The 24,123-nt window shown below is 40.9% G+C and carries 23 protein-coding genes and 2 other annotated features; all 23 genes read right to left on the reverse strand.

The features are described 5' to 3' along the window. Nucleotides 1–12: 12 nt before the first annotated feature. Complete coding sequence (gene rpsJ, locus KH400_RS18590) at nt 13–321, reverse strand: 30S ribosomal protein S10 (RefSeq protein WP_217227257.1); 309 nt, start codon at nt 319–321, stop codon at nt 13–15. 352 nt (nt 322–673) lie between these two features. Next, nucleotides 674–1,864: an elongation factor Tu gene (tuf, locus tag KH400_RS18595; RefSeq protein WP_217227259.1), complete on the reverse strand. Its 1,191-nt coding sequence runs from the start codon at nt 1,862–1,864 to the stop codon at nt 674–676. 119 nt (nt 1,865–1,983) lie between these two features. Continuing rightward, nucleotides 1,984–4,065 (reverse strand): elongation factor G, encoded by a 2,082-nt coding sequence (gene fusA / locus KH400_RS18600; RefSeq protein ID WP_217227261.1) that lies wholly within the window; start codon nt 4,063–4,065, stop codon nt 1,984–1,986. A 47-nt stretch (nt 4,066–4,112) separates the two neighbouring features. Next, a complete protein-coding gene (gene rpsG, locus KH400_RS18605; RefSeq protein WP_217227263.1) occupies nt 4,113–4,583 on the reverse strand; it encodes a 30S ribosomal protein S7 in 471 nt (156 codons plus the stop codon). A 39-nt stretch (nt 4,584–4,622) separates the two neighbouring features. Further along, nucleotides 4,623–5,042 (reverse strand): 30S ribosomal protein S12, encoded by a 420-nt coding sequence (gene rpsL, locus KH400_RS18610; protein ID WP_217227265.1) that lies wholly within the window; start codon nt 5,040–5,042, stop codon nt 4,623–4,625. A 110-nt stretch (nt 5,043–5,152) separates the two neighbouring features. After that, entirely contained in the window at nt 5,153–5,401 is a 249-nt protein-coding gene (locus KH400_RS18615; RefSeq protein ID WP_217227267.1) for a 50S ribosomal protein L7ae-like protein, read from the reverse strand. A gap of 85 nt (nt 5,402–5,486) precedes the next feature. Then, complete coding sequence (gene rpoC, locus KH400_RS18620) at nt 5,487–9,113, reverse strand: DNA-directed RNA polymerase subunit beta' (RefSeq protein WP_217227268.1); 3,627 nt, start codon at nt 9,111–9,113, stop codon at nt 5,487–5,489. Nucleotides 9,114–9,276: 163 nt separating this feature from the next. Next, the gene (gene rpoB, locus KH400_RS18625) at nt 9,277–12,828 is read right to left on the reverse strand and encodes a DNA-directed RNA polymerase subunit beta (protein WP_217227269.1); all 3,552 of its coding nucleotides are present in this window, start codon (nt 12,826–12,828) and stop codon (nt 9,277–9,279) included. Nucleotides 12,829–13,099: 271 nt separating this feature from the next. Continuing rightward, on the reverse strand, nt 13,100–13,699 hold the full coding sequence (locus KH400_RS18630; protein WP_217227271.1) for a class I SAM-dependent methyltransferase: 600 nt from the start codon (nt 13,697–13,699) through the stop codon (nt 13,100–13,102). Nucleotides 13,700–13,852: 153 nt separating this feature from the next. Beyond that, on the reverse strand, nt 13,853–14,215 hold the full coding sequence (rplL, locus tag KH400_RS18635) for a 50S ribosomal protein L7/L12 (RefSeq protein ID WP_217227272.1): 363 nt from the start codon (nt 14,213–14,215) through the stop codon (nt 13,853–13,855). 68 nt (nt 14,216–14,283) lie between these two features. Next, nucleotides 14,284–14,781: a 50S ribosomal protein L10 gene (rplJ, locus tag KH400_RS18640; protein WP_217227274.1), complete on the reverse strand. Its 498-nt coding sequence runs from the start codon at nt 14,779–14,781 to the stop codon at nt 14,284–14,286. Nucleotides 14,782–14,819: 38 nt separating this feature from the next. After that, nucleotides 14,820–14,946, reverse strand: a sequence feature (ribosomal protein L10 leader region). A 78-nt stretch (nt 14,947–15,024) separates the two neighbouring features. Further along, nucleotides 15,025–15,765 (reverse strand): 50S ribosomal protein L1, encoded by a 741-nt coding sequence (rplA, locus tag KH400_RS18645; protein ID WP_312889269.1) that lies wholly within the window; start codon nt 15,763–15,765, stop codon nt 15,025–15,027. Nucleotides 15,766–15,841: 76 nt separating this feature from the next. Beyond that, entirely contained in the window at nt 15,842–16,267 is a 426-nt protein-coding gene (gene rplK, locus KH400_RS18650; RefSeq protein WP_217227279.1) for a 50S ribosomal protein L11, read from the reverse strand. Between the two features lie 153 nt (nt 16,268–16,420). Further along, a complete protein-coding gene (gene nusG / locus KH400_RS18655) occupies nt 16,421–16,954 on the reverse strand; it encodes a transcription termination/antitermination protein NusG (protein WP_217227281.1) in 534 nt (177 codons plus the stop codon). A 79-nt stretch (nt 16,955–17,033) separates the two neighbouring features. Further along, nucleotides 17,034–17,228: a preprotein translocase subunit SecE gene (gene secE / locus KH400_RS18660; RefSeq protein ID WP_217227320.1), complete on the reverse strand. Its 195-nt coding sequence runs from the start codon at nt 17,226–17,228 to the stop codon at nt 17,034–17,036. 123 nt (nt 17,229–17,351) lie between these two features. Next, nucleotides 17,352–17,501, reverse strand: a complete 150-nt coding sequence (gene rpmG, locus KH400_RS18665; RefSeq protein ID WP_217227283.1) for a 50S ribosomal protein L33 — start codon at nt 17,499–17,501, stop codon at nt 17,352–17,354. Between the two features lie 252 nt (nt 17,502–17,753). Beyond that, the gene (gene sigH, locus KH400_RS18670) at nt 17,754–18,404 is read right to left on the reverse strand and encodes an RNA polymerase sporulation sigma factor SigH (RefSeq protein ID WP_217227285.1); all 651 of its coding nucleotides are present in this window, start codon (nt 18,402–18,404) and stop codon (nt 17,754–17,756) included. Between the two features lie 72 nt (nt 18,405–18,476). Continuing rightward, on the reverse strand, nt 18,477–18,989 hold the full coding sequence (locus tag KH400_RS18675) for an NYN domain-containing protein (protein ID WP_217227287.1): 513 nt from the start codon (nt 18,987–18,989) through the stop codon (nt 18,477–18,479). A gap of 1 nt (nt 18,990) precedes the next feature. Continuing rightward, nucleotides 18,991–19,740: a 23S rRNA (guanosine(2251)-2'-O)-methyltransferase RlmB gene (gene rlmB, locus KH400_RS18680; RefSeq protein WP_217227289.1), complete on the reverse strand. Its 750-nt coding sequence runs from the start codon at nt 19,738–19,740 to the stop codon at nt 18,991–18,993. Between the two features lie 16 nt (nt 19,741–19,756). After that, a complete protein-coding gene (locus KH400_RS18685) occupies nt 19,757–20,164 on the reverse strand; it encodes a Mini-ribonuclease 3 (RefSeq protein WP_281418748.1) in 408 nt (135 codons plus the stop codon). A gap of 6 nt (nt 20,165–20,170) precedes the next feature. Then, the gene (gene cysS / locus KH400_RS18690; RefSeq protein WP_217227293.1) at nt 20,171–21,574 is read right to left on the reverse strand and encodes a cysteine--tRNA ligase; all 1,404 of its coding nucleotides are present in this window, start codon (nt 21,572–21,574) and stop codon (nt 20,171–20,173) included. Nucleotides 21,575–21,622: 48 nt separating this feature from the next. Continuing rightward, nucleotides 21,623–22,279 (reverse strand): serine O-acetyltransferase, encoded by a 657-nt coding sequence (gene cysE, locus KH400_RS18695; RefSeq protein ID WP_217227323.1) that lies wholly within the window; start codon nt 22,277–22,279, stop codon nt 21,623–21,625. 146 nt (nt 22,280–22,425) lie between these two features. Further along, nucleotides 22,426–22,638 (reverse strand) — a binding site (T-box leader). A gap of 9 nt (nt 22,639–22,647) precedes the next feature. After that, a complete protein-coding gene (gltX, locus tag KH400_RS18700) occupies nt 22,648–24,105 on the reverse strand; it encodes a glutamate--tRNA ligase (protein ID WP_217227295.1) in 1,458 nt (485 codons plus the stop codon). Nucleotides 24,106–24,123 lie beyond the last annotated feature (18 nt).

Here is a 24,123-nt window from a genome sequence, read left to right on the forward strand (position 1 = left end):
TCATACGATTAATTATAGTTTGATTTCAATATCAACGCCTGATGGTAAGTCAAGACGCATTAATGCATCAACAGTTTGCGGCGTCGGATTAACGATGTCGATTAAACGCTTATGAGTGCGCATTTCGAACTGCTCGCGAGAATCCTTGTATTTGTGCACCGCACGTAAGATTGTGTAAACCGATCTTTCTGTCGGAAGCGGAATTGGTCCTGATACACTTGCACCTGAACGTTTCGCTGTGTCTACAATCTTTTCAGCTGATTGATCTAACACTCTGTGATCATATGCTTTTAAACGAATGCGAATCTTTTGTTTTGCCATTGTAGCCCCTCCTTTATCGCCCATTTTTAAAATAGACATACTCCGTGAAAATTTCCTCACACCAAGCCATGGCAATGGGGCCGGGTGTGTCAGCAACCTTCCACATCATCGATGTCAGTGACCAACGCTCTCTATTATATAAAATTTCATGCATAATTGCAAGCTTTTATTATAGTTCGCTTTCGATCACACTTGAATTATTATAGCGGGATCCGAGTCGAAATGCAAGTCTTATTTGAAACTATAAAAATTTCCAAGTGACTTGTTATCATCAACGCACTATAGAATACGTATAATAGTATAAAAAGAGTACCTTGAATATATCAAGATACTCTTTGTAACGAACTAATAATTACTTAGTGATGCTTGAAACAACACCAGCGCCTACTGTACGTCCACCTTCACGGATTGAGAATTTAGTACCTTCTTCAATCGCGATTGGTTGGATAAGTTGTACAGTCATTTCAACGTTGTCCCCTGGCATAACCATTTCAACACCTTCAGGAAGTTGAATGATACCAGTTACGTCAGTTGTACGGAAGTAGAACTGAGGACGGTAGTTAGAGAAGAATGGAGTGTGGCGTCCACCTTCTTCTTTAGATAGAACATAAACTTCAGCTTTGAAGTCCGTGTGTCCTTTAACTGAACCAGGCTTAGCAAGTACTTGACCACGTTGAATATCTTCACGAGATACACCACGTAGAAGTGCACCGATGTTATCACCAGCTTCAGCATAGTCAAGAAGCTTACGGAACATCTCAACACCTGTTACAGTTGTTTTACCAACTTCTTCTTGCATACCGATGATTTCTACTTCGTCACCAACGTTAAGTTGTCCACGCTCAACACGACCAGTAGCAACTGTACCACGACCAGTGATTGAGAATACGTCCTCAACCGGCATCATGAATGGCTTATCTTTGTCACGGTCTGGAGTTGGGATGTACTCATCAACAGCAGCCATTAATTCAATGATTTTTTCTTCGTACTCAGCGTCTCCTTCAAGAGCTTTAAGAGCAGAACCTTTGATTACTGGTACATCATCACCAGGGAAGTCGTATTCAGAAAGAAGGTCACGTACTTCCATTTCTACTAATTCAAGTAGTTCTTCGTCGTCAACCATATCACATTTGTTCATGAATACAACTAGGTATGGAACACCTACTTGACGAGAAAGAAGGATGTGCTCACGAGTTTGTGGCATTGGGCCGTCAGCAGCAGAAACTACTAGGATCCCACCGTCCATTTGTGCAGCACCAGTGATCATGTTTTTAACGTAGTCTGCGTGTCCTGGGCAGTCAACGTGTGCATAGTGACGAGTATCTGTTTCATACTCAACGTGTGCAGTAGAGATTGTGATTCCACGCTCACGCTCTTCTGGAGCACCATCGATTGAGTCGTAAGCCATAGCTTCACCTTTACCTGAATTCTTAGCAAGTACAGTTGTAATTGCTGCAGTTAAAGTTGTTTTACCATGGTCAACGTGTCCGATTGTACCAATATTGGCATGCGTTTTCGAGCGATCAAATTTTTCTTTAGCCATCTTTTATTTCCTCCCTTAATAGACATTAAATTTTATTGTAAGAAAGGTGCATTCTCTTCTGAGCTTCACCTTTCTTAGCTTACAATATTATATTTTAAGAAACAATCACTTTACGCCAATTATTGGCCAGTGTGCTTCTTAATAATTTCTTCACCAATGCTCTTTGGCACTTCTTCATAATGATCAAAGAACATTGTGTAGTTACCACGTCCTTGTGTTTTCGAACGTAATGATGTCGCATAACCGAACATCTCAGAAAGAGGTACAAATGCACGTACTACTTGTGCGTTACCTCGAGCTTCCATACCTTCTACTCGACCACGACGTGATGTAACATCACCCATGATGTCACCCATATATTCTTCAGGAACAACGACTTCAACTTTCATCATTGGTTCAAGTAGAACTGGGTCACAGTATTGTTTAGCGTTTTTAAGCGCCATTGATCCAGCGATCTTAAACGCCATCTCGTTTGAGTCAACATCATGATATGAACCATCAAATAGAGTTGCTTTAATATCAAGTAATGGGAACCCAGCTAGCATACCATTTTGCATTGATTCTTCGATACCAGACTCAACTGAGCCGATGTATTCGCGTGGTACCACACCACCAACGATATTATTGACGAATTCAAATCCTGCGCCTTCTTCGTTTGGTTCGAACTCAACCCAAACGTGACCATACTGACCACGACCACCAGATTGACGTACGAATTTACCTTCAACCTTCGCAGACTTGCGGATTGTTTCACGGTAAGATACTTGTGGCGCACCAACGTTCGCTTCAACTTTGAACTCACGCTTCAAACGGTCAACAATGATATCTAGGTGAAGCTCACCCATACCAGAAATAATTGTTTGTCCCGTCTCTTCATTAGTTTCAGTGTGGAACGTTGGATCCTCTTCTGCAAGCTTAGCAAGAGCCATACCCATTTTATCTTGGTCAGCTTTTGACTTTGGCTCAACAGAAAGAGAGATAACTGGATCAGGGAATTCCATAGACTCTAAGATAACTAGGCTTTTCTCATCACATAGAGTATCACCAGTACCTGTGTCTTTTAGACCTACAGCACCTGCAATATCCCCTGCATATACTGTTGAAATCTCTTCTCGAGAGTTCGCGTGCATTTGTAGAATTCGCCCTACACGCTCACGCTTGTCCTTCGTGGAGTTTTTAACGTAAGAACCTGAAGAAAGTGTTCCAGAATATACTCGGAAGAATGTTAACTTACCTACATATGGATCTGTCGCAACCTTAAATGCTAATGCAGAGAATGGAGCGTCATCGCTAGATTCGCGAATAACCTCTTCCTCTTCATTACCTGGAACGAAACCTTTGATCGCAGGTACATCTAATGGCGATGGTAAGTAATCAATAGTAGCATCTAGTACAAGTTGAACACCTTTGTTTTTGAAGGCAGAACCTACAAGAACTGGGTAGAATTCAACATCACAAGTACCCTTACGGATTGCTGCTTTGATCTCTTCCTTTGTTAATTCTTCACCATCTAGGTATTTCATCATTAGTTCTTCGTCAAGTTCAGCAACAGCTTCAATTAATTTTTCGCGATATTCATCAGCTAACTCTTTATAGTCATCTGGGATGTCGCGAGCATCTGTACGAGTACCAAGATCATCTTCATAATAGTAAGCTTGCATTTCAACAAGGTCGATGATTCCTTCGAACTCATCTTCAGCACCAATTGGTAATTGGATTGGGTGCGCATTCGCACCTAAACGCTCACGTAACGTACCTGCTGAATATAAGAAGTCAGCACCCATCTTGTCCATTTTATTAATGAAAACAATACGAGGTACGCCGTAAGTTGTTGCTTGACGCCATACTGTTTCTGTTTGCGGTTCTACACCTGACTGTGCATCTAATACCGCAACAGCTCCGTCTAATACACGTAATGAACGTTCAACCTCAACCGTGAAGTCTACGTGTCCTGGTGTATCGATAATGTTGATTCGGTTACCTTTCCATTGCGCAGTTGTTGCCGCGGAAGTGATTGTAATCCCGCGTTCATGCTCTTGCTCCATCCAGTCCATTTGAGATGCACCTTCATGAGTTTCACCGATCTTATGAATACGTCCAGTATAGTAGAGAATACGTTCAGTTGTTGTTGTTTTACCAGCATCGATGTGTGCCATGATACCGATATTACGTGTATTTTTTAAGGAGAATTCTCTTGCCATAGGTTATTTCTCCTTTCTGATTAAAAATAGTATTTGATTTCTAGTTCTTACCAACGATAGTGAGCAAATGCTTTGTTTGCTTCAGCCATACGGTGAGTATCCTCACGCTTCTTAACAGCAGCACCAGTGTTGTTAGCTGCATCTAGAATTTCGTTAGCTAAACGCTCTTCCATCGTTTTTTCACCACGAAGACGAGCATAGTTCACTAACCAACGAAGTCCTAGTGTTGTGCGGCGTTCAGGTTTAACTTCGATCGGTACTTGGTAGTTCGCACCACCAACACGACGAGCTTTAACCTCTAATACCGGCATAATGTTTTTAAGAGCTTGATCGAATACTTCCATAGGGTCGTTGCCTGAACGTTCTTTTACAAGTTCAAATGCATTGTAAAGAATCGTCTGAGCGACTCCACGCTTTCCATCAACCATGATACGGTTGATTAGGCGAGTAACTAGTTTTGAATTGTAAATTGGATCAGGTAATACATCACGACGAGCTACAGGTCCTTTACGAGGCATCGTTTCCCCTCCTTTCAATATTTAAACCATTTAGGTTATTTATTTAGCATCTTTTGGTCTTTTTGTTCCGTATTTAGAACGACCTTGCATACGATTTTGTACACCTGCTGTATCAAGTGCACCACGTACAATGTGGTAACGCACCCCTGGTAAATCTTTTACACGACCACCACGGATAAGAACAACACTGTGCTCTTGTAAGTTGTGACCAATACCAGGAATATATGCAGTAACCTCAATTCCGTTTGTTAGACGCACACGTGCATATTTACGAAGCGCTGAGTTCGGCTTCTTAGGTGTCATTGTTCCTACACGAGTACAAACACCACGTTTTTGTGGAGATGAAAGATCTGTTTGGACCTTTTTGAAACTATTGTAACCTTTATTCAATGCAGGTGAGTCAGACCCTTGAGTCTTCACCTTACGTCCTTTACGAACTAATTGGTTAATAGTAGGCATTTTTGTTCCTCCTTTCCTGTTAGTTTTAAGACCACTGTCCCAGGTGGTTCATAAATTTACAAAAGTAAAGTTTTTGCCAAGCGGATCGCCCCGCATTGGCAAAAACATGATTACTTTTTTAATGCAACAGTTGCTGCTCCAACATCAATTCCACATGCTTTTCCAAGCATCTTCATAGAATCTACATTGGTTATTGGGATCTCCTTTGTGTTAGAAAGGTTAATTACTTTTGCAACAACACGATAATCCGCATCGTCAGCAACAATAACTTCCTTAATGATCCCTTGTTCAAGTGCCTTTAATGTTTGTTTCGTACCTATTATAAGGTCTTTTGCCTGTGATACTTTTTCATAAGACATCGTCCATCCTCCAAAGCAACAGGTTTCTTAAGCGCACTTTGATATAATATCACCTTAAACCAACCTAAGTCAACACTTTATAAAATTATTCTTTAGTCAGTGCACCCTCTATCGTTTCAAGCTCACCTTCTTGTGTTGCTTCTTGATCATATTCGGTTAACACATCTAGGTTTCGGTAACGGTTCATACCGGTACCCGCAGGTACTAGTTTACCGATAATAACATTTTCTTTCAAGCCTAAGAGCTCATCACGTTTACCTTTGATCGCAGCATCTGTTAACACGCGTGTTGTTTCCTGGAAGGATGCGGCTGATAAGAACGAATCTGTTTCAAGAGATGCTTTCGTGATCCCAAGAAGTACAGGTCGACCAGTTGCTGGACGATCGCCACTTAAAAGTACTCCTTTGTTCTCGTCATTGAATTGTTGGATCTCAATTAATGAACCAGGTAGGATCTCTGTGTCTCCTGCATCAATGACACGGATCTTCCTCATCATTTGGCGTACCATTACTTCAACGTGTTTATCGCCAATTTCTACCCCTTGCATACGGTAAACTTTTTGCACTTCTCGTAGGAGGTATTCTTGAACACCTTGAAGTCCAGTGATATTCAGTAGTTCTTTCGGATCGATAGAACCCTCTGTAATTTCTTGGCCAGCTTTGATTTCATCATCAACAGCCACTTTTAATCTAGCGCCATATGGAATTGGATAGTTTCGTGTTTCCATTTGGCCTTGAACAACGACTTCGCGTTTATCATTTGCTTCATTGACATTAATCACGCGACCGTCAATCTCTGAAATGACCGCTTGACCTTTTGGATTACGGGCCTCAAATAACTCTTGGATACGTGGTAAACCTTGGGTAATATCGTCTCCTGCTACACCACCAGTATGGAATGTACGCATCGTTAACTGGGTACCCGGCTCACCAATTGACTGTGCCGCAATGATACCAACAGCTTCACCAACTTCTACATCGCTACCTGTTGCAAGGTTTCGACCATAACACTGCTTACAAACCCCGTGGCGTGTATCGCAAGTAAATACAGAACGGATCGTCACTTCCTCGACACCAGCATCTACAACCGTTTTCGCCATATCTTCAGAAATCAACTCACCTTTTTTCAAGATGACCTCATCTGTTTCAGGGTGACGGATCGTTTTAAATAAGACACGACCAACAAGTCGATCATATAAGTTCTCAATAACTTCGGTACCTTCAGTAATCGCCTTAACTTTTAAGCCCATATCAGTACCGCAATCATCTTCACGAACGATGACATCTTGAGCTACGTCAACAAGACGACGTGTTAGGTAACCTGAATCGGCTGTTTTCAGTGCTGTATCAGCTAGACCTTTACGTGCCCCGTGTGTTGAAATAAAGTACTCTAGTACTGTTAAACCTTCACGGAAACTTGATTTGATCGGCAACTCAATGATACGACCTGATGGATTTGCCATTAACCCACGCATACCTGCTAACTGAGTAAAGTTAGATGCGTTACCACGAGCCCCTGAATCACTCATCATAAAGATTGGGTTAGAACGATCCAACGTGCCCATTAGTTTATCTTGAATTACGTCTTTTGCTTCACTCCAAATTGAGATAACACGGTCATAACGTTCCTCTTCGGTAATTAAACCGCGACGGAATTGCTTAAGCACTCGTTCAACCTTCGCTTCAGCATCATCGAGGATTTCTCTCTTCTCTGGTAAGACCACAATATCTGCAACCCCAACAGTAATACCAGCTTTAGTTGAGTATTTAAACCCTAATGACTTCATACTATCAAGCATTTTAGATGTCTCAGTAATCTTAAATTTCTTAAAGACTTCAGCGATAATATCTCCTAGGAAACCTTTCTTGAACGGAAGGACAACATCTCGTTCAGCAAAGACTTCTTTAACATTAGAGTTTTTAGGAACGAGGTACTTCTCAGGTGTAGCTACCTCTAAGTTCGTTGCTGTTGGTTCATTTACATATGGGAATGATGCCGGTAAAATTTCGTTAAAGATCAACTTGCCGACAGTCGTTAGTAACAACTTGTCATTTTCATCTTCTCTAAACGTTGACTTTCCTAATGAATCTACCGGAATCGCTATTCGACTATGCAGATGGACATATCCATTTTGATAAGCGATTAATGCTTCATCAGTATCTTTAAAGACAGAACCTTCACCTTTTGCATCTTTACGCTCCATCGTTAAGTAATAGTTACCAAGAACCATATCCTGAGATGGTGTAACAACTGGTTTCCCATCCTTTGGATTTAAGATGTTTTGCGCTGCAAGCATTAAAATACGAGCTTCAGCTTGTGCTTCTGCTGATAAAGGTACGTGAACAGCCATTTGGTCACCATCAAAGTCAGCGTTATACGCTGTACACACGAGTGGGTGAAGCTTGATCGCACGGCCCTCAACAAGTGTCGGTTCAAATGCTTGGATCCCTAATCGGTGAAGAGTAGGGGCACGGTTAAGTAGTACAGGGTGCTCCTTAATTACTTCTTCAAGGACATCCCAAACTTCAGGTTGAATGCGCTCGACTTTACGTTTTGCACTCTTAATGTTATGAGCAAGTCCTTTACTTACAAGCTCTTTCATAACAAAAGGCTTGAACAACTCGAGAGCCATTTCTTTTGGAAGCCCACACTGATACATTTTCAACTGTGGTCCTACAACGATAACCGAACGACCAGAGTAGTCAACACGCTTACCAAGAAGGTTTTGACGGAAACGCCCTTGCTTCCCTTTTAACATATGCGATAGTGACTTTAATGGACGGTTACCAGGACCAGTTACCGGACGCCCACGACGGCCATTATCGATCAAGGCATCAACAGCCTCTTGAAGCATACGCTTTTCGTTTTGGACAATGATGTTCGGGGCGCCTAAATCTAATAAACGCTTCAATCGATTGTTACGATTAATCACACGACGATACAGGTCGTTTAAATCAGACGTGGCAAAACGACCACCATCTAATTGAACCATCGGACGCAATTCTGGCGGAATGACTGGTAAGACGTCTAAGACCATCCATGACGGATCATTCCCTGAATTACGGAACGCTTCTAATACTTCAAGGCGCTTAATTGCACGCGTACGTCTTTGACCTTGTGCAGTAACTAACTCTTCTTTTAAGGCATCAACCTCTTTATCAAGGTCAATGTCAGCTAGTAGTTTGCGAATGGCTTCTGCACCCATTTGCGCAGTAAACGAACGTCCGTACTTGTCATAGTATGAACGGTATTCTTTTTCAGAGAGTAGTTGCTTCTTCTCTAATGGTGTATCCCCAGCATCTGTCACGACGTAAGAAGCAAAGTAGATCACTTCTTCTAATGAACGAGGTGACATATCAAGAACAAGCCCCATACGACTTGGGATACCTTTGAAATACCAAATGTGCGATACAGGTGCGGCTAGTTCAATGTGACCCATACGTTCACGACGAACTTTTGCCCGTGTAACTTCAACACCACAACGGTCACAAACTACCCCTTTGTAGCGGACACGCTTATATTTCCCACAATGACATTCCCAATCTTTTGTCGGACCGAAAATTCGTTCACAGAACAAGCCGTCTTTCTCAGGCTTTAATGTACGATAATTGATCGTTTCAGGTTTTTTAACTTCCCCGCGTGACCATGAACGGATTTTATTCGGCGAAGCAAGACCTATTTTCATATATTCGAAATTATTTACATCTATCAAGGGGCCAACCTCCCTTTTCATCTTCAAGGTTCTAGAAGGTTATTCAGTTAGGACAATCCCTCAAGTAAACATTCATCACAATAACAGCCAGACGAGCTTCACATAGTTCTAGAGACCGCACTTGAGATAGTCGTTACTTGAATGGGACAGTCCCATTGAATAATTACTTTTCATTAACCGTCGCATCGTTCGAATCAATATTTAAGTTCAACTTCTCATTTGTTTGTTCTTCTTCATCATCAAGTTCTTTCATCTCAATTTCTTCTTCAGTACTTGAAAGCATTTTAACATCCATACCAAGACTTTGTAGTTCTTTAATTAGAACTTTAAATGACTCAGGTACACCTGGTTCTGGTACATTTTCACCTTTAACAATTGCTTCATACGTTTTCACACGACCAACAACATCGTCTGACTTAACGGTAAGAATTTCTTGTAACGTATAAGCAGCACCATAAGCCTCAAGTGCCCATACTTCCATCTCACCAAAACGCTGTCCACCAAATTGCGCTTTACCACCTAATGGCTGTTGCGTTACGAGTGAGTATGGACCAGTAGAACGAGCATGGAGTTTATCATCAACCATGTGCGCTAGCTTAATCATGTACATGATTCCAACTGAGACGCGATTATCAAACGGCTCACCTGTACGGCCATCATATAAGATTGTTTTTCCATCACGAGCCATGCCCGCTTCTTCAAGCGTATCCCATACATCTTCTTCTGTTGCTCCATCAAATACCGGCGATGCTGTATGGATACCTAGCTTACGAGCAGCCATTCCGAGGTGAAGTTCAAGCACTTGTCCGATATTCATTCGCGAAGGTACCCCTAGTGGGTTTAACATGATATCAATCGGTGTTCCATCTGGTAAATAAGGCATATCTTCCTCTGGTAGGATTCTTGAGATAACACCTTTGTTACCGTGGCGACCGGCCATTTTATCCCCTTCGTGAATTTTTCTCTTTTGAACAATGTATACACGCACAAGTTGGTTTACACCTGGCGGTAGTTCATCCCCATCTTCACGGTTAAAAATTTTCACATCTAATACGATTCCATCACCGCCGTGAGGGGCACGTAATGAAGTATCACGAACCTCACGAGCTTTCTCACCAAAAATTGCGTGAAGCAGGCGTTCTTCAGCAGTTAACTCTGTTACACCTTTTGGCGTTACTTTCCCAACAAGGATATCGCCGTCCTTCACTTCAGCCCCAACGCGAATAATGCCTCGCTCATCAAGGTTTTTAAGTGCATCTTCACCGACATTTGGTATGTCACGTGTGATTTCTTCAGGTCCGAGCTTCGTATCACGAGCCTCTGATTCATATTCTTCAATATGAACAGATGTATAGACATCATCTTTTACGAGACGCTCACTTAAGATAATCGCATCTTCATAGTTATAACCATCCCAAGTCATAAAGCCAACCATCACGTTTCGCCCAAGTGCCATTTCACCTTTTTCCATCGAAGGACCATCAGCTAAGATCTCACGATACTCAACAACATCTCCTTCACTAACAATCGGACGCTGGTTGTAACTCGTACCTTGGTTCGAACGAATGAATTTCTGAAGTTTATATTTATCAAGGTCACCTTTAATTTCTTTTCCGTCAACAACTTCTGTACGACGCACCCAGACCTCTTTTGCGGTTACACGTTCAACGACACCAGGGTGTTTGGCAACAATTGCAGCTCCAGAGTCTTTCGCAGATACATGCTCCATCCCTGTACCGACAATTGGTGACTCAGGTACAAGTAATGGGACAGCTTGACGCTGCATGTTCGCACCCATAAGTGCACGGTTAGAGTCATCGTTTTCTAAGAATGGGATACAAGACGTCGCTGCGGATACAACCTGCTTAGGTGAAACGTCCATATAATCGATACGATCCCGTGGGACAACGGTGTTTTCACCACGGAAACGAGCGATGATGTTTTCGTCAACAAACGAACCATCGTCAGCCACCTTCGCATTTGCCTGAGCAACCACATAGTTATCCTCTTCATCTGCCGTTAAATAATCAATTTGATCGATTAACTTTCCAGTCTCTGGATCAACACGACGATATGGTGTTTCCATAAAGCCGAATTCATTAACTTTCGCATACGATGAAAGTGAGTTAATTAGACCGATGTTTGGCCCCTCTGGCGTTTCAATCGGACACATACGGCCATAGTGAGAATAGTGAACGTCACGAACCTCAAAACCAGCGCGTTCACGAGTTAAACCACCTGGCCCTAAAGCTGATAAACGACGCTTATGTGTTAACTCTGCTAATGGATTCGTCTGATCCATAAACTGAGACAACTGCGAACTTCCAAAGAACTCCTTAATAGAAGCGATCACTGGGCGGATATTAATTAACGCCTGAGGTGTGATCATGTTTGGATCTTGGATCGACATTCTCTCACGAACAACACGTTCCATTCTTGAAAGGCCAATACGGAATTGGTTCTGTAACAATTCACCAACTGAGCGGAGTCGACGGTTTCCAAGGTGATCAATATCGTCAGTATCACCGACACCATGTAGTAAATTGAAGAAATAGTTAATTGATGCAATGATGTCACCAGGGGTAATATGCTTAACATCCTTTTCAATTAGACCATTTCCGATTACTTTAATCGTACGCTCACCTTCTTGGTCATCAGGTGAGTAGATAAGAATCGACTGCAAGTCAATATCTTCATCTTCAATAACTCCGCCAGACACATTCACACGACGGAAGCCAACATTGTTTTCTAAATATGGCAAAACGCGATCTAGAGTTCTACGGTCAAGTTGCGTTCCTTCTTCGGCAATCACTTCACCTGTCTCTGGGTCGACTAACGTTTCAGCTAAACGCTGGTTGAATAGACGATTTTTAATATGAAGTTTCTTGTTAATCTTATATCGGCCTACATTTGCTAGATCATAGCGTTTTGGATCAAAGAAGCGAGAGTCAAGCAAGCTCTTTGCATTCTCTACTGTAGGCGGTTCACCTGGTCGTAAGCGCTCATAGATCTCTAATAACGCCTTATCAGTATCATCAGTATTATCTTTTTCTAATGAGTTTCTTAAGTACTCGTCTTCACCAAGAAGATCGATAATCTCTTGATCAGCACCGAAACCAAGCGCACGTAAAAGAACCGTAACAGGAATCTTCCTAGTACGATCTATCCTAACGTAAACAATATCTTTCGCATCAGTTTCAAGCTCTAACCATGCTCCACGGTTCGGAATAACTGTCGCCGTAAAGCCTTTTTTACCATTTTTATCGATTTTTTTACTGTAATACACGCTCGGTGAACGAACAAGCTGTGAAACGATGACACGTTCTGCCCCATTAATAATAAACGTACCTGTTTCTGTCATCAGCGGGAAGTCACCCATGAAGACTTCTTGTTCTTTCACTTCGCCAGTTTCTTTGTTAATCAAACGTACCTTTACACGTAGTGGTGCAGCATACGTTACATCTCGTTCCTTCGATTCATCGACAGAGTATTTAGGTTCTCCTAGACTATAGTCTATAAACTCTAACACTAAATTGCCTGTGAAATCTTGAATCGGGGAGATGTCTTGAAACATTTCTCGCAATCCTTCATCAAGAAACCATTGATAAGAAGCTGTTTGGATCTCAATTAAGTTGGGAAGTTCCAACACTTCATTGATTCTAGCATAGCTTCTTCGTTGGCGGTGGCGTCCATACTGAACTAGTTGACCTGTCAACTGATTCACCCCTCAAATCTCGCGTTTTATTATATTCACCTTTACTTAGCAGTTTGGACAAATCAAGCACTAAATTAAACAAACTGCTAAACAAAAGAAAAAATGGTTTATGTAAAACCACAAATTCCCTTAAGCTATCGATTATAATAGTATAACCAGTTCCATCCACTTTATACTCTAAAGATACTATTGACAGATCAAGATTCCTTGATCTAGAAAATGGCAGTTATACGCATTTAATAACACTACCACAATACGGTTTAATAGTCAATTATTTTATCGCTTTTACAATATAGTAGCCCTTTTTCTTAGTGACTACCTCAACAATTGTAAACATTGATTCTAACTTCTCTATCGCCGATGGTGCACCTTGCTTCTTCTGAATAACCACCCATAGTTCACCACCATCCAACATATAATGATAGGCGTCTTCAAACAGTTGGTGAACGACTTTCTTACCAGCACGGATTGGAGGATTCGTCAAAATACTAGCAAAGTCGCGTTGTTTTACATTAGTAAACAGATCACTTTGCTCAATCGCTACGTTATTGACTTTATTGTTCTCGGCATTTTTTTTGGCTAACTCAATGGCTCTTTCATTAATGTCTACCATAAAAATGTTTCGCAATTGAAATTCCTTTGCCAATGCAATCCCTATCGGTCCATAACCGCAACCTACATCTAATATCGGCCCATCTTCGGCGGGCAATTGAAAATGCTCAATCAGTAACCGACTGCCAAAGTCTACTTCCTTTTTTGAAAAGACTCCTCGGTCTGAAGTGAAACTCAACGCATGACCTCGTAACTCATACGTCCATGTTTGTTCATCGCTTCCGACTTCAGGTTTTCTTGAATAATAATGTTGAGTCATCGTCTATCTCCCTTTCCTAGACCATAGCCTACCTACTTATTTATCACTAGTATTCCCGAAAGGGTATGTAATAAAAACCTTAGATTATCATAGATAAAAGGTAATAAAAAAAGCCCGCAATAGTGCGAGCTTTTTTTATTAGTTATCAAAAGACTACTTAAGTTCGATAGTTGCTCCAGCATCTTCAAGCTTAGATTTCATTTCTTCAGCTTCGTCTTTAGAAACAGCTTCTTTGATTGTTTCAGGAGCACCGTCAACTAGTGCTTTTGCTTCTTTAAGTCCAAGACCAGTGATTTCGCGAACAACTTTGATTACGTTGATCTTAGATGCACCAGCAGCCTCAAGAACTACGTCAAATTCAGTTTTCTCTTCAGCGCCACCTTCAGCAGCTCCACCAGCTACAGCTACAGGAGCAGCAGCAGTTACACCAAATTCTTCTTCGATTGCTTTTACTAGGTCGTTAAGCTCTAGTACAGTCATTTCTTTAATTGCTTCAATGATTTGTTCTTTACTCATTTTCATGTTCCTCCCTATTATCTCAGTTTAAAATTAGATTCCGATTCAATCGGTTGTATAAATAAATCTTACGCGCCTTGTTCTTCTTTTTGATCTGCAACAGCTTTTGAAGCCAATGCGAAGTTTCGCATAGGTGCTTGTAGCACACTAAGAAGCATAGAAAGAAGTCCATCTCGAGATGGTAGTTCAGCAAGTGCTTTAACATCTTCAACAGCTACAACTGAACCTTCCATAACACCCGCTTTAATTTCAAGGGCTTCATGCTCTTTTGCGAAGTTATTTAAAATTTTAGCTGGTGCGATTACATCATCTGCACTTGTAGCAATCGCAGTTGGCCCAACAAGTTGCTCATCAAGGTCAGTTAAACCAACCTCAGCAGTCGCACGACGAGCTAATTTGTTTTTGTAAACTTTAAATTCCACTCCTGCTTCTCGAAGCTGTTTACGAAGTTCAGTAACTTCAGCAACATTTAAACCGCGGTAGTCTACAAGAACTGAAGACTTACCATCACGTAGTTTCTCAGCGATTTCAGAAACTACCTGCTTTTTCTGTTCGATTACGCTCATACTTACACCTCCTATGGTCATTTCGATCATACCGTATAAGAGTCATATAAAAAGCCTCTATGCATAGACATAGAGGCATTGTATACAGAGTATCTGGATAACAACCTCGGTAGGGAATTAAGCCGGTAAGGCACCTACTGTCTACGGTATGAAAATTTCTATAAAATTTTCAAATGCTAATGAACTTGGATAAGCTCACAACACTTAAATAATTATATATAATTGATATCAAGAAGTCAATACTTATTTAACAGCAGACGCTACATTAATTTTCAAGCCAGGTCCCATTGTTGAAGCAACAGCAATATTCTTCATGTATGTTCCTTTTGCTGCAGCAGGCTTAGCCTTCACTAATGTATCAATGATTGTGTTGAAGTTTTCAACTAGCTTATCTGTGTCAAAAGAAACTTTCCCGATTGGTGCATGGATATTTCCAGCCTTATCAACACGGTACTCAACTTTACCAGCTTTGATTTCATTCACAGCTTTTTCAACTTCGAATGTAACTGTGCCAGTTTTAGGGTTCGGCATTAAGCCTTTTGGCCCTAACACACGACCAAGCTTACCAACTTGTCCCATCATGTCAGGAGTAGCTACGATTACATCAAACTCAAACCAACCTTGGTTGATTTTGTTGATGTAGTCTTCATCTCCAACGTAGTCAGCACCAGCTTCTTCAGCTTCTTTTGCTTTTTCGCCTTTTGCGAATACTAGTACGCGTTGTGTTTTACCTGTTCCATTTGGAAGAACAACAGCTCCACGGATTTGTTGATCAGCTTTTTTAGGGTCAACACCTAAACGAACTGCAACTTCAACTGTCTCATCGAAAGAAGCAGTTGCTGTTTTCTTAACTAATTCGATCGCTTCTTCAATTTGATATTGTGTCTCACGATCAACAAGTTTTACTGCATCTTGATACTTTTTACCTTTTTTAGCCAATTTCATTTCCTCCTCGAATGTGGTTTTAGCGGTAATACCTCCCACTAATAAAGGTTGCGAACCTAAAACTAGGTAAGGAGTAACTCCTCTGCTCGCAACCTTCTGTAAAAAAACCTAAACATTAGTCTTCAACAACGATACCCATACTACGAGCTGTTCCTTCAACCATACGCATTGCAGCTTCAACATCTGCTGCGTTAAGGTCAGGTTGTTTTAATTCAGCAATCTCACGTACTTTATCACGTTTGATTGTAGCAACCTTGGTAATATGCGGTTCACCAGAACCAGACTCGATACCAGCTGCTTTCTTAAGAAGTACAGCAGCAGGTGGGGTCTTTGTAATAAATGTAAAGGAACGGTCTTCAAATACTGTAATTTCAACCGGAATAATTAAACCAGCTTGATCAGAAGTACGAGCATTGAATTCTTTACAAAAGCCCATAATATTTACACCAGCTTGTCCTAGTGCAGGCCCTACTGGCGGCGCTGGATTTGCTTTTCCAGCAGGAATTTGTAATTTAACAACTTTAATTACCTTTTTAGCCACGCGACACACCTCCTTAGTCCGTGATGTGGTAACCGGGTTCTAAAAACCCTCCCACTCATTACCTTCCTAGTTGATTAGGCAAGGTGTTCAATATTCAGTATCAAACACAAGAATTTTATCACTTCTAAAAAAAGATATCAAGTCTTTTTAGAATTAAATCTTTTCCACCTGAGTGAAATCCAATTCTACTGGGGTTTCACGACCAAACATATTAACGTGAACTTTGACCTTTTGTTTCTCTGTTTCGATCTCTTCAATCGTACCGATAAAGTTCGCAAACGGCCCTTCCTTCACTTTAACAGATTCTTTTATATCAAAATCAATGTCTGCTTTTGGTTCATTAACGCCCATTTGTTTTAAGATTGAATCAACTTCCTCAGGTAATAGCGGGGTCGGTTTTGACCCAGCACCAGAAGAGCCAACAAATCCTGTAACACCTGGAGTGTTTCTCACAACATACCAAGAATCGTCAGTCATCACCATTTCTACAATGACGTACCCTGGAAACACTTTTCGAGTGACCGATTTACTCTTTCCATCTTTAACCTCAGTTTCTTCCTCAACAGGAACTAAAACTCTAAAGATTTTATCCGTCATTTCCATGGACTCGACACGTTTTTCTAGATTTGTCTTTACTTTATTTTCATACCCCGAATACGTATGAACTACATACCAATTTTTCTCCATGCCGAATAGGACAAATGTGTCCTTCCCTCCTCTATGGATTAATCTACTTGTTACTTCAATTGTTGAGTCAGCTAGAGACCTATCCTAGAATGGCTCTCACTAAAGAAGAGATCCCTAAATCTACAATTGCAAAGAAAACTGAAATAAAGAAAACTGTACCGATTACAATCCAAGTATATCTTGTTAGCTCCTTACGTGTCGGCCAACTTACTCTTTTCATTTCTCGCACAACGTCTTGTAGAAACTTACCAAAACTCTTCACACCACCAGCCATATCGCCACCTCCAGCACCTGTAAAATCAAGCATTGTCTTCATAGGCTATGTTCATCAAACCTCTATCTCATCCGTTCTCTTCTTAAAGATAAAAAGACAATAAAAAAAAGAACCGCTGCTACGTTATTTTGTTTCTTGATGAAGGGTATGAGCACTACATGTTTTACAAAACTTTTTCATTTCAATGCGGTCGGTGTGTGTTTGTTTATTCTTTTCTGTTGTATAATTGCGTGATTTACACGTCGTGCATGCAAGTATAATTTTATTCCGCATTGAATCACCCCCAAAATAGGAAAAACAATTCATTACATACTTTTCAAATTTACCATACGGTTATTTTAGTGTCAATGTAACGACGCTATAATTGCTTCTACCTGTGCAACAAGTGCAGTGGGGCGACATTCATCAGCCTTTGTTGGAAAGTAACCTATCAAAATAGCAATAGACTTGTCATCAAGTCTAACCAATTCCTAAACTTTCATTCATGTAACACAAAAAAAACAGAGGTAGGTCCTCCCTCTGTCTTTATAAACTAACGCCCTTTAGTTCAACATAACGTTCTAACTTTCTTTTTACACGTTGCAAGGCATTATCGATTGATTTGACATGACGATTTAAATCAACAGAAATCTCTTGATAGGAGCGCCCATCTAAATAAAGTCGCAACACTTTGCGCTCTAGGTCACTTAAGATTTCACTCATCTTCGTTTCGATATCATCGAATTCTTCTTGGTTTATAATTAATTCCTCTGGATCAGTTACTTTTGTTCCACAGATGACATCAAGGAGCGTACGATCAGATTCTTCGTCATAGAGTGGCTTATCAAGCGAAACGTACGAATTCAATGGAATATGCTTCTGCCTTGTTGCCGTCTTTATCGCAGTAATAATTTGCCTTGTAATACACAGTTCCGCAAAAGCTTTGAATGAAGAGAGCTTGTCCCCTTTGAAATCACGGATCGCCTTATATAAACCGATCATCCCCTCTTGGACGATGTCTTCATGATCAGCTCCAATTAAAAAATAGGATCTCGCTTTTGCACGGACAAAGTTCTTATATTTATTTATTAAATATTCGAGGGCAGCACTGTCACCCTCTCGAACTCGGTCTACGATATGCTCGTCTTCTATTTGCTCAAAATTAGGATGTACTTTCTCCTTGAGGTCCATGCTCACTACTATCCCTCCGACCTTCGCTTTGTAAGTTTAAAATCATTATATAGCAACGCTTACATGAGCGTCAACAGCTTAACGCTCGCCTCGACGCCATTTTTCAAAAATTTCAACAATTTCTTTTGAAAGCGGTAATTTTGTCGAAGGTTCGTGTTTTTTCGTCTTTTCGACAACCTTTCCAATTCCCTGTTCAATCGTCTTCATTTCGATTAGCAGTTCACGAGCTGATTTCCTTAATGCTCCATTTCCGAAAATCACCGATTGCTCCGTATAATCAGATGTCGCCACATACACACGCGTTTCGATGTTCTTTAGTTCTAACACAAGCTTTTCAATACGTTCATCCGCCGTCTCATTTTCACGCGTATAAATGACATCAACACGAAAGTTATGATATTTCTTGCCCACACCATAAACCATGTGGGCATCAAAGATAATAATGACCTTATAGCCGGTATACGCTTGATATTCCGCCATTTTTTCAACAAGAAGATCACGAGCACCTGCTAAATCATTTTCTTTAAGCTTGGTTAGCTCAGGCCAAGCACCAATGATATTGTAGCCATCTACTAACAAAACATCGCCCATACTATTCGCTTCCTAGCAAATGGCGTTTCCGATAAACCTCGTACATAAGTAGACTCGCTGCTACTGAAGCATTTAAAGATGTGACATGCCCTACCATTGGTATTTTTATTAAGAAATCGCACTTTTCCTTGACAAGACGGCTGATTCCTTTACCTTCACTTCCAATCACAAGGCCAACTGGCAAATCAAACGTAGACTCGCGATAATCTTCCTTTGCACTCGCATCTGTTCCTACAAACCAAAGACCACGCTTCTTCAATTCATCCATTGTCCGAGCTAGATTAGTCACACGCGCCACTGGTACATATTCAATCGCACCCGTTGACGCCTTGGCAACGACTTGCGTTAATCCAACCGCACGACGTTTCGGAATAATGACTCCGTGAGCCCCCACAGCATCCGCTGTACGAAGAATAGAACCGAGGTTATGTGGGTCCTCCACCTCATCTAAAACGATAAAAAACGGATCTTCATTCGCCTTTTCTGCCTTAGCGAATAAATCGTCAATCTCTGCATATTCATAGGCTGCAACAGAAGCAACCACCCCCTGATGGTTTGGCGTATTAACGAGTTGTTCCAGCTTCTTTTTAGGCACATGCTGAACAAGGACACCATTGTCTTTTGCCATTTGCACAACCTTACCCATTTGACCTTTGTTTGCACCCTCTGCGATCCAGATCTTATTAATCGAGTGCCCCGAACGTAAAGCCTCTAATATGGGGTTTTTCCCTACAATAAATTCTTTACTCATCCTTCCTCACTCCTTTCTACCCTTGCTCACTTTTTTCAAACATATAAGCAATGATTTCGTCCATTCTTTTATAATTATTATTTAAGTAATGATAGCCTAGCAGAGCTTCAAATGCCGTACTATAACGGTACGTATTTAGGTCGGTGTTCTTCGGCACAGATCCTGACTTCGCATTTCTGCCCCTCATCACAACGGCAACCTCTTCATCATTAAGCCATTCCTCATCAAGAAGACTGCGTATGACGACCGCTTGTGCTTTAGCTGACACATATTTGGTTGCTTCGGTATGTAGGCGGTTTGGTCTCACTTTACCAGAAGCGATCAGGTGATACCGCACATACGTATCTAATACAGCATCACCCATATACGCTAGTGCTAATGCATTAAGTTGTTTAACATCAATAGAAACTTCTTCTAACTTCATCATCACTTATGACCTCTTCCAACGCACACCTTGAGGTGTATCTTCTAAAATAATTCCTAATTCCTTTAAGTTATCACGAATCTCGTCTGCTGTTGCAAAGTCACGGTCTTTACGAGCTTGGTTACGCTTCTCTATTAGCTGTTCGATTTCTTCATCGAGAAGTTCATCACTGTCATTTGCAACCTCTATCCCCAATACATCTGCAAACTCCTGAAATTGTGCTATAAAGCTCTCTAACACTTGTTTTGATGATTGGTCTTCTCGCAAATAAACATTCGCCTCTTTAACTAAATCAAATAAAACAGCGATCGCATTGGCACTATTAAAATCATCATCCATTTCCTCGATAAACGCTGTTTTAAAGGCACTAATTTTTTGTTGCCACCCGTCAATATCTTCTCCAAGATCTGCACTTTCCTGCAAGCGATGCTGTAGGTTTGCAACAGTAGTTTTAATTCGTTCTAAGCCACTCTTTGCACTCTCTAGCAATTCAGCACTAAAGTTAATCGGACTTCGATAATGAGCCATTAACATGAAAAAGCGCACAACTTCTGGCGGATGTTGTTGAATAATGTCATGGACTAACACAAAGTTTCCGAGCGACTTCGACATTTTTTCATTATCAATCTTAATATAACCATTATGAAGCCAATAATTTGCCATTTTTGCTTCATTTAAAGCTTCGGATTGAGCAATTTCATTTTCATGATGGGGGAAGGTAAGATCTTGGCCACCTGCATGAATATCAATCGTGTCGCCTAAATATTTTTTTACCATTGCTGAACATTCAATATGCCAACCTGGTCGTCCTTTCCCCCATGGACTATCCCATGAAATTTCTCCGTCCTTAGCTGCTTTCCAAAGTGCAAAATCAAGTGGGTCGGCTTTTCGTTGGTCAACTTCGATGCGCGAACCTAACTGCAAATCTTCAATCGATTGGTCTGATAACTGTCCATAGTTTTCAAATTTTGCCGTTCTGAAGTATACATCCCCTTGAGATTCATAGGCATAGCCTTTTTCGATTAATCGTTCTATAAACTCGATAATCTCAGGCATTGTCTCTGTTACACGTGGATGATGATCAGCCTTTTTAACACCAAGAGCGCTCGTATCATCATGGTAAGCTTTAATAAACCGCTCTGCAATCGTCGGCACATCTTCCCCGAGTTCTTTTGCTGCTTTAATTAACTTATCATCAACGTCTGTAAAGTTCGAAATATATTGAACGTCATAGCCACGGTACTCTAAATAACGACGGACCATGTCAAATGAAATCGCCGGTCTTGCATTACCAATGTGAATGTAATTATATACAGTTGGACCACATACATACATTTTCACTTTCCCTTTTTCAAGCGGAACAAACGGCTCTTTTTTCCTCGTTAACGTATTATAAACTTCAATTGCCACCTTGGATCACTCCCTCTACATTATCCCTATCTTTGATATTTATTATATTTATAGACGATTAACTCGTTCATATTTTTTTGATTCTTCAAGTTCTGCTCGTAATTGCTCAATCTCTTCTTCTAGCTCACGAAACTTATCAGCGATTGGGTCTGGAAGCTTATGGTGATCTAAATTTTGTTTCACTTTCACACCATCTTGCATAACAATTTGACCTGGAATCCCCACAACCGTTGAGTTCGGAGGCACTTCCTTTAAGACAACAGATCCAGCACCAATTCTTGAGTTTTTCCCAATCGTAAATGAGCCAAGAACCTTTGCCCCTGAGGCAATAAGAACATTATCCTCAACGGTCGGATGGCGCTTCCCTTTTTCTTTTCCTGTACCTCCTAAGGTAACTCCTTGATAAATCGTTACATTATCACCAATCTCACATGTTTCCCCAATCACAACACCCATACCATGGTCAATAAACAAACGCTGACCAATAACTGCCCCCGGATGGATTTCGATCCCTGTAATAAAACGACTGACTTGCGATAATAACCGAGCTAAAAAGTAGATCTTTTTTTTCCAAAACCAGTGTGCAACTCGATGCGACCAAATCGCGTGGACACCTGAATAAGAAAAGACGACTTCTAACCGACTTCTAGCAGCTGGATCTTGCTCAAAAACGACATCAATGTCATTTAATAATGTTCGAAACATCATTACTCACTCTCCCCATATTTTACTTTTAGAGTCTGTTCAAAAAGGGTGTCTCCCTCGTTTGAACACGATCATTTAAAGCTTATTTTTCTCTATTAAAACCGGTTAGCTGTACTAAAAAAAAGCGTCACTGTGCCTTCATATAGCACAGAGACGCTTCCCACGCGGTTCCACTCTGTTTAAGTAGTAACTACTCCACTTCTTTACTATAACGGTTAAGTAACCGCCCTTACCTACTTACGTTCAATAAGGGACTCAAAGGTGCATGTTCAGAATACGTCTCTTAAACCACTTTCAGCCTAGATGGTTCTCTCTTATGAAGAGTTCGTAAACTTACTTTTCCTTTTCATCGTTCAAGTATTTAGTTGTTAGTTAAGTAATTGCTTCACACGGCTAGCGACTACCTCTTTGCCAAGCAACTCAATCGAGTTCGGCAACTCTGGGCCATGTGTCTGCCCTGTTGTTGCTACTCGAATTGGCATAAACAATTTCTTCCCCTTTTGTCCTGTCGCCTTTTGTGTTGCTTTAACTGCTGCTTTAATAGTTGTTGCTGTAAATTCCTCTAATTGTTCGATTTCAGTAACAAACTGAGCTAGAACATCATTGACTTGTTCACCAGCTAACACTTCTTTCGCATCAGCATCATAGTCAATATCTGTTTTAAAGAATAGCTCTGTTAGTTCAACAATCTCAGCACCATAATGCATTTGTTCCTGATAAAGTGAAATCAAGCTAGTTGCCCATTCACGTTGTTCTTCACTTAACTCCTCAGGTAATTTACCTGCTTTGATTAAATGAGGAAGGGCCAAGTCAACAACTCGCTCAAGGTCAGCTTCTTTCATATAACGGTTGTTCATCCAAGCTAGTTTATCAGTATCAAAAACAGCCGGTGCTTTTGAGACACGCTCAAGACTAAATTGCTCAATTAACTCATCTTTTGAAAAGATTTCTTCTTCTCCTACTGGAGACCAACCAAGTAATGCTAAGAAGTTAACAATCGCCTCTGGTAAATAGCCAAGCTCTTTATATTGTTCGACGAATTGAATAATCGACTCATCACGTTTACTCATTTTCTGACGATCAGGGTTTAAGATTAATGATGCATGAGCAAACTTCGGTGATTCCCAGCCAAATGCTTGATATAATAATACTTGTCGTGGGGCATTTGATAAATGCTCCTCTCCCCGAATGACATGAGAAATCTCCATTAAATGGTCATCAATCACAACCGCAAAGTTGTACATTGGGATCCCATCTTTTCTTGCAATAACAAAGTCACCAATGCCATCAGTATCAAAGCTAACTTTTCCACGAATCGTATCATCGACGACAATCGACTGTCCTTCAGGAACACGGAAACGAATCACAGGTTTAATCCCTTTTGCTTCATAGGCTTGTCGTTGCTCCTCTGTTAAGTTACGGTCACGTCCGCTATATTTAGGCATCTCTCCACGTGCAAGCTGGGCTTGGCGTTCTTCTTCTAGCTCTTCTTCAGTCATATAACAGTAATATGCTTTACCTTCATCTAAGAGCTTATCAATATATTTTGTATAAATATCTATACGCTCCATACAACTATATGGGCCGTAATCCCCACCAACATCGATACTCTCATCCCAGTCAATGCCTAGCCACTTAAGGCTGTCCATCAACTTTTCTTTTGCATCACCGACATTACGGGCTTGGTCTGTATCTTCAATACGCATAATGAAACTTCCGCCCTGATTTCTCGCGTATAGGTAATTAAATAGTGCAGAGCGTGCACCACCAATATGTAAATGCCCCGTGGGACTTGGAGCAAAACGCACTCGTACCTTATTTGACATCTATGACACCTTCCATTT

The sequence above is a fragment of the Desertibacillus haloalkaliphilus genome (assembly GCF_019039105.1).
In the GTDB taxonomy this organism is placed as follows: Bacteria; Bacillota; Bacilli; order Bacillales; family KJ1-10-99; genus Desertibacillus; species Desertibacillus haloalkaliphilus.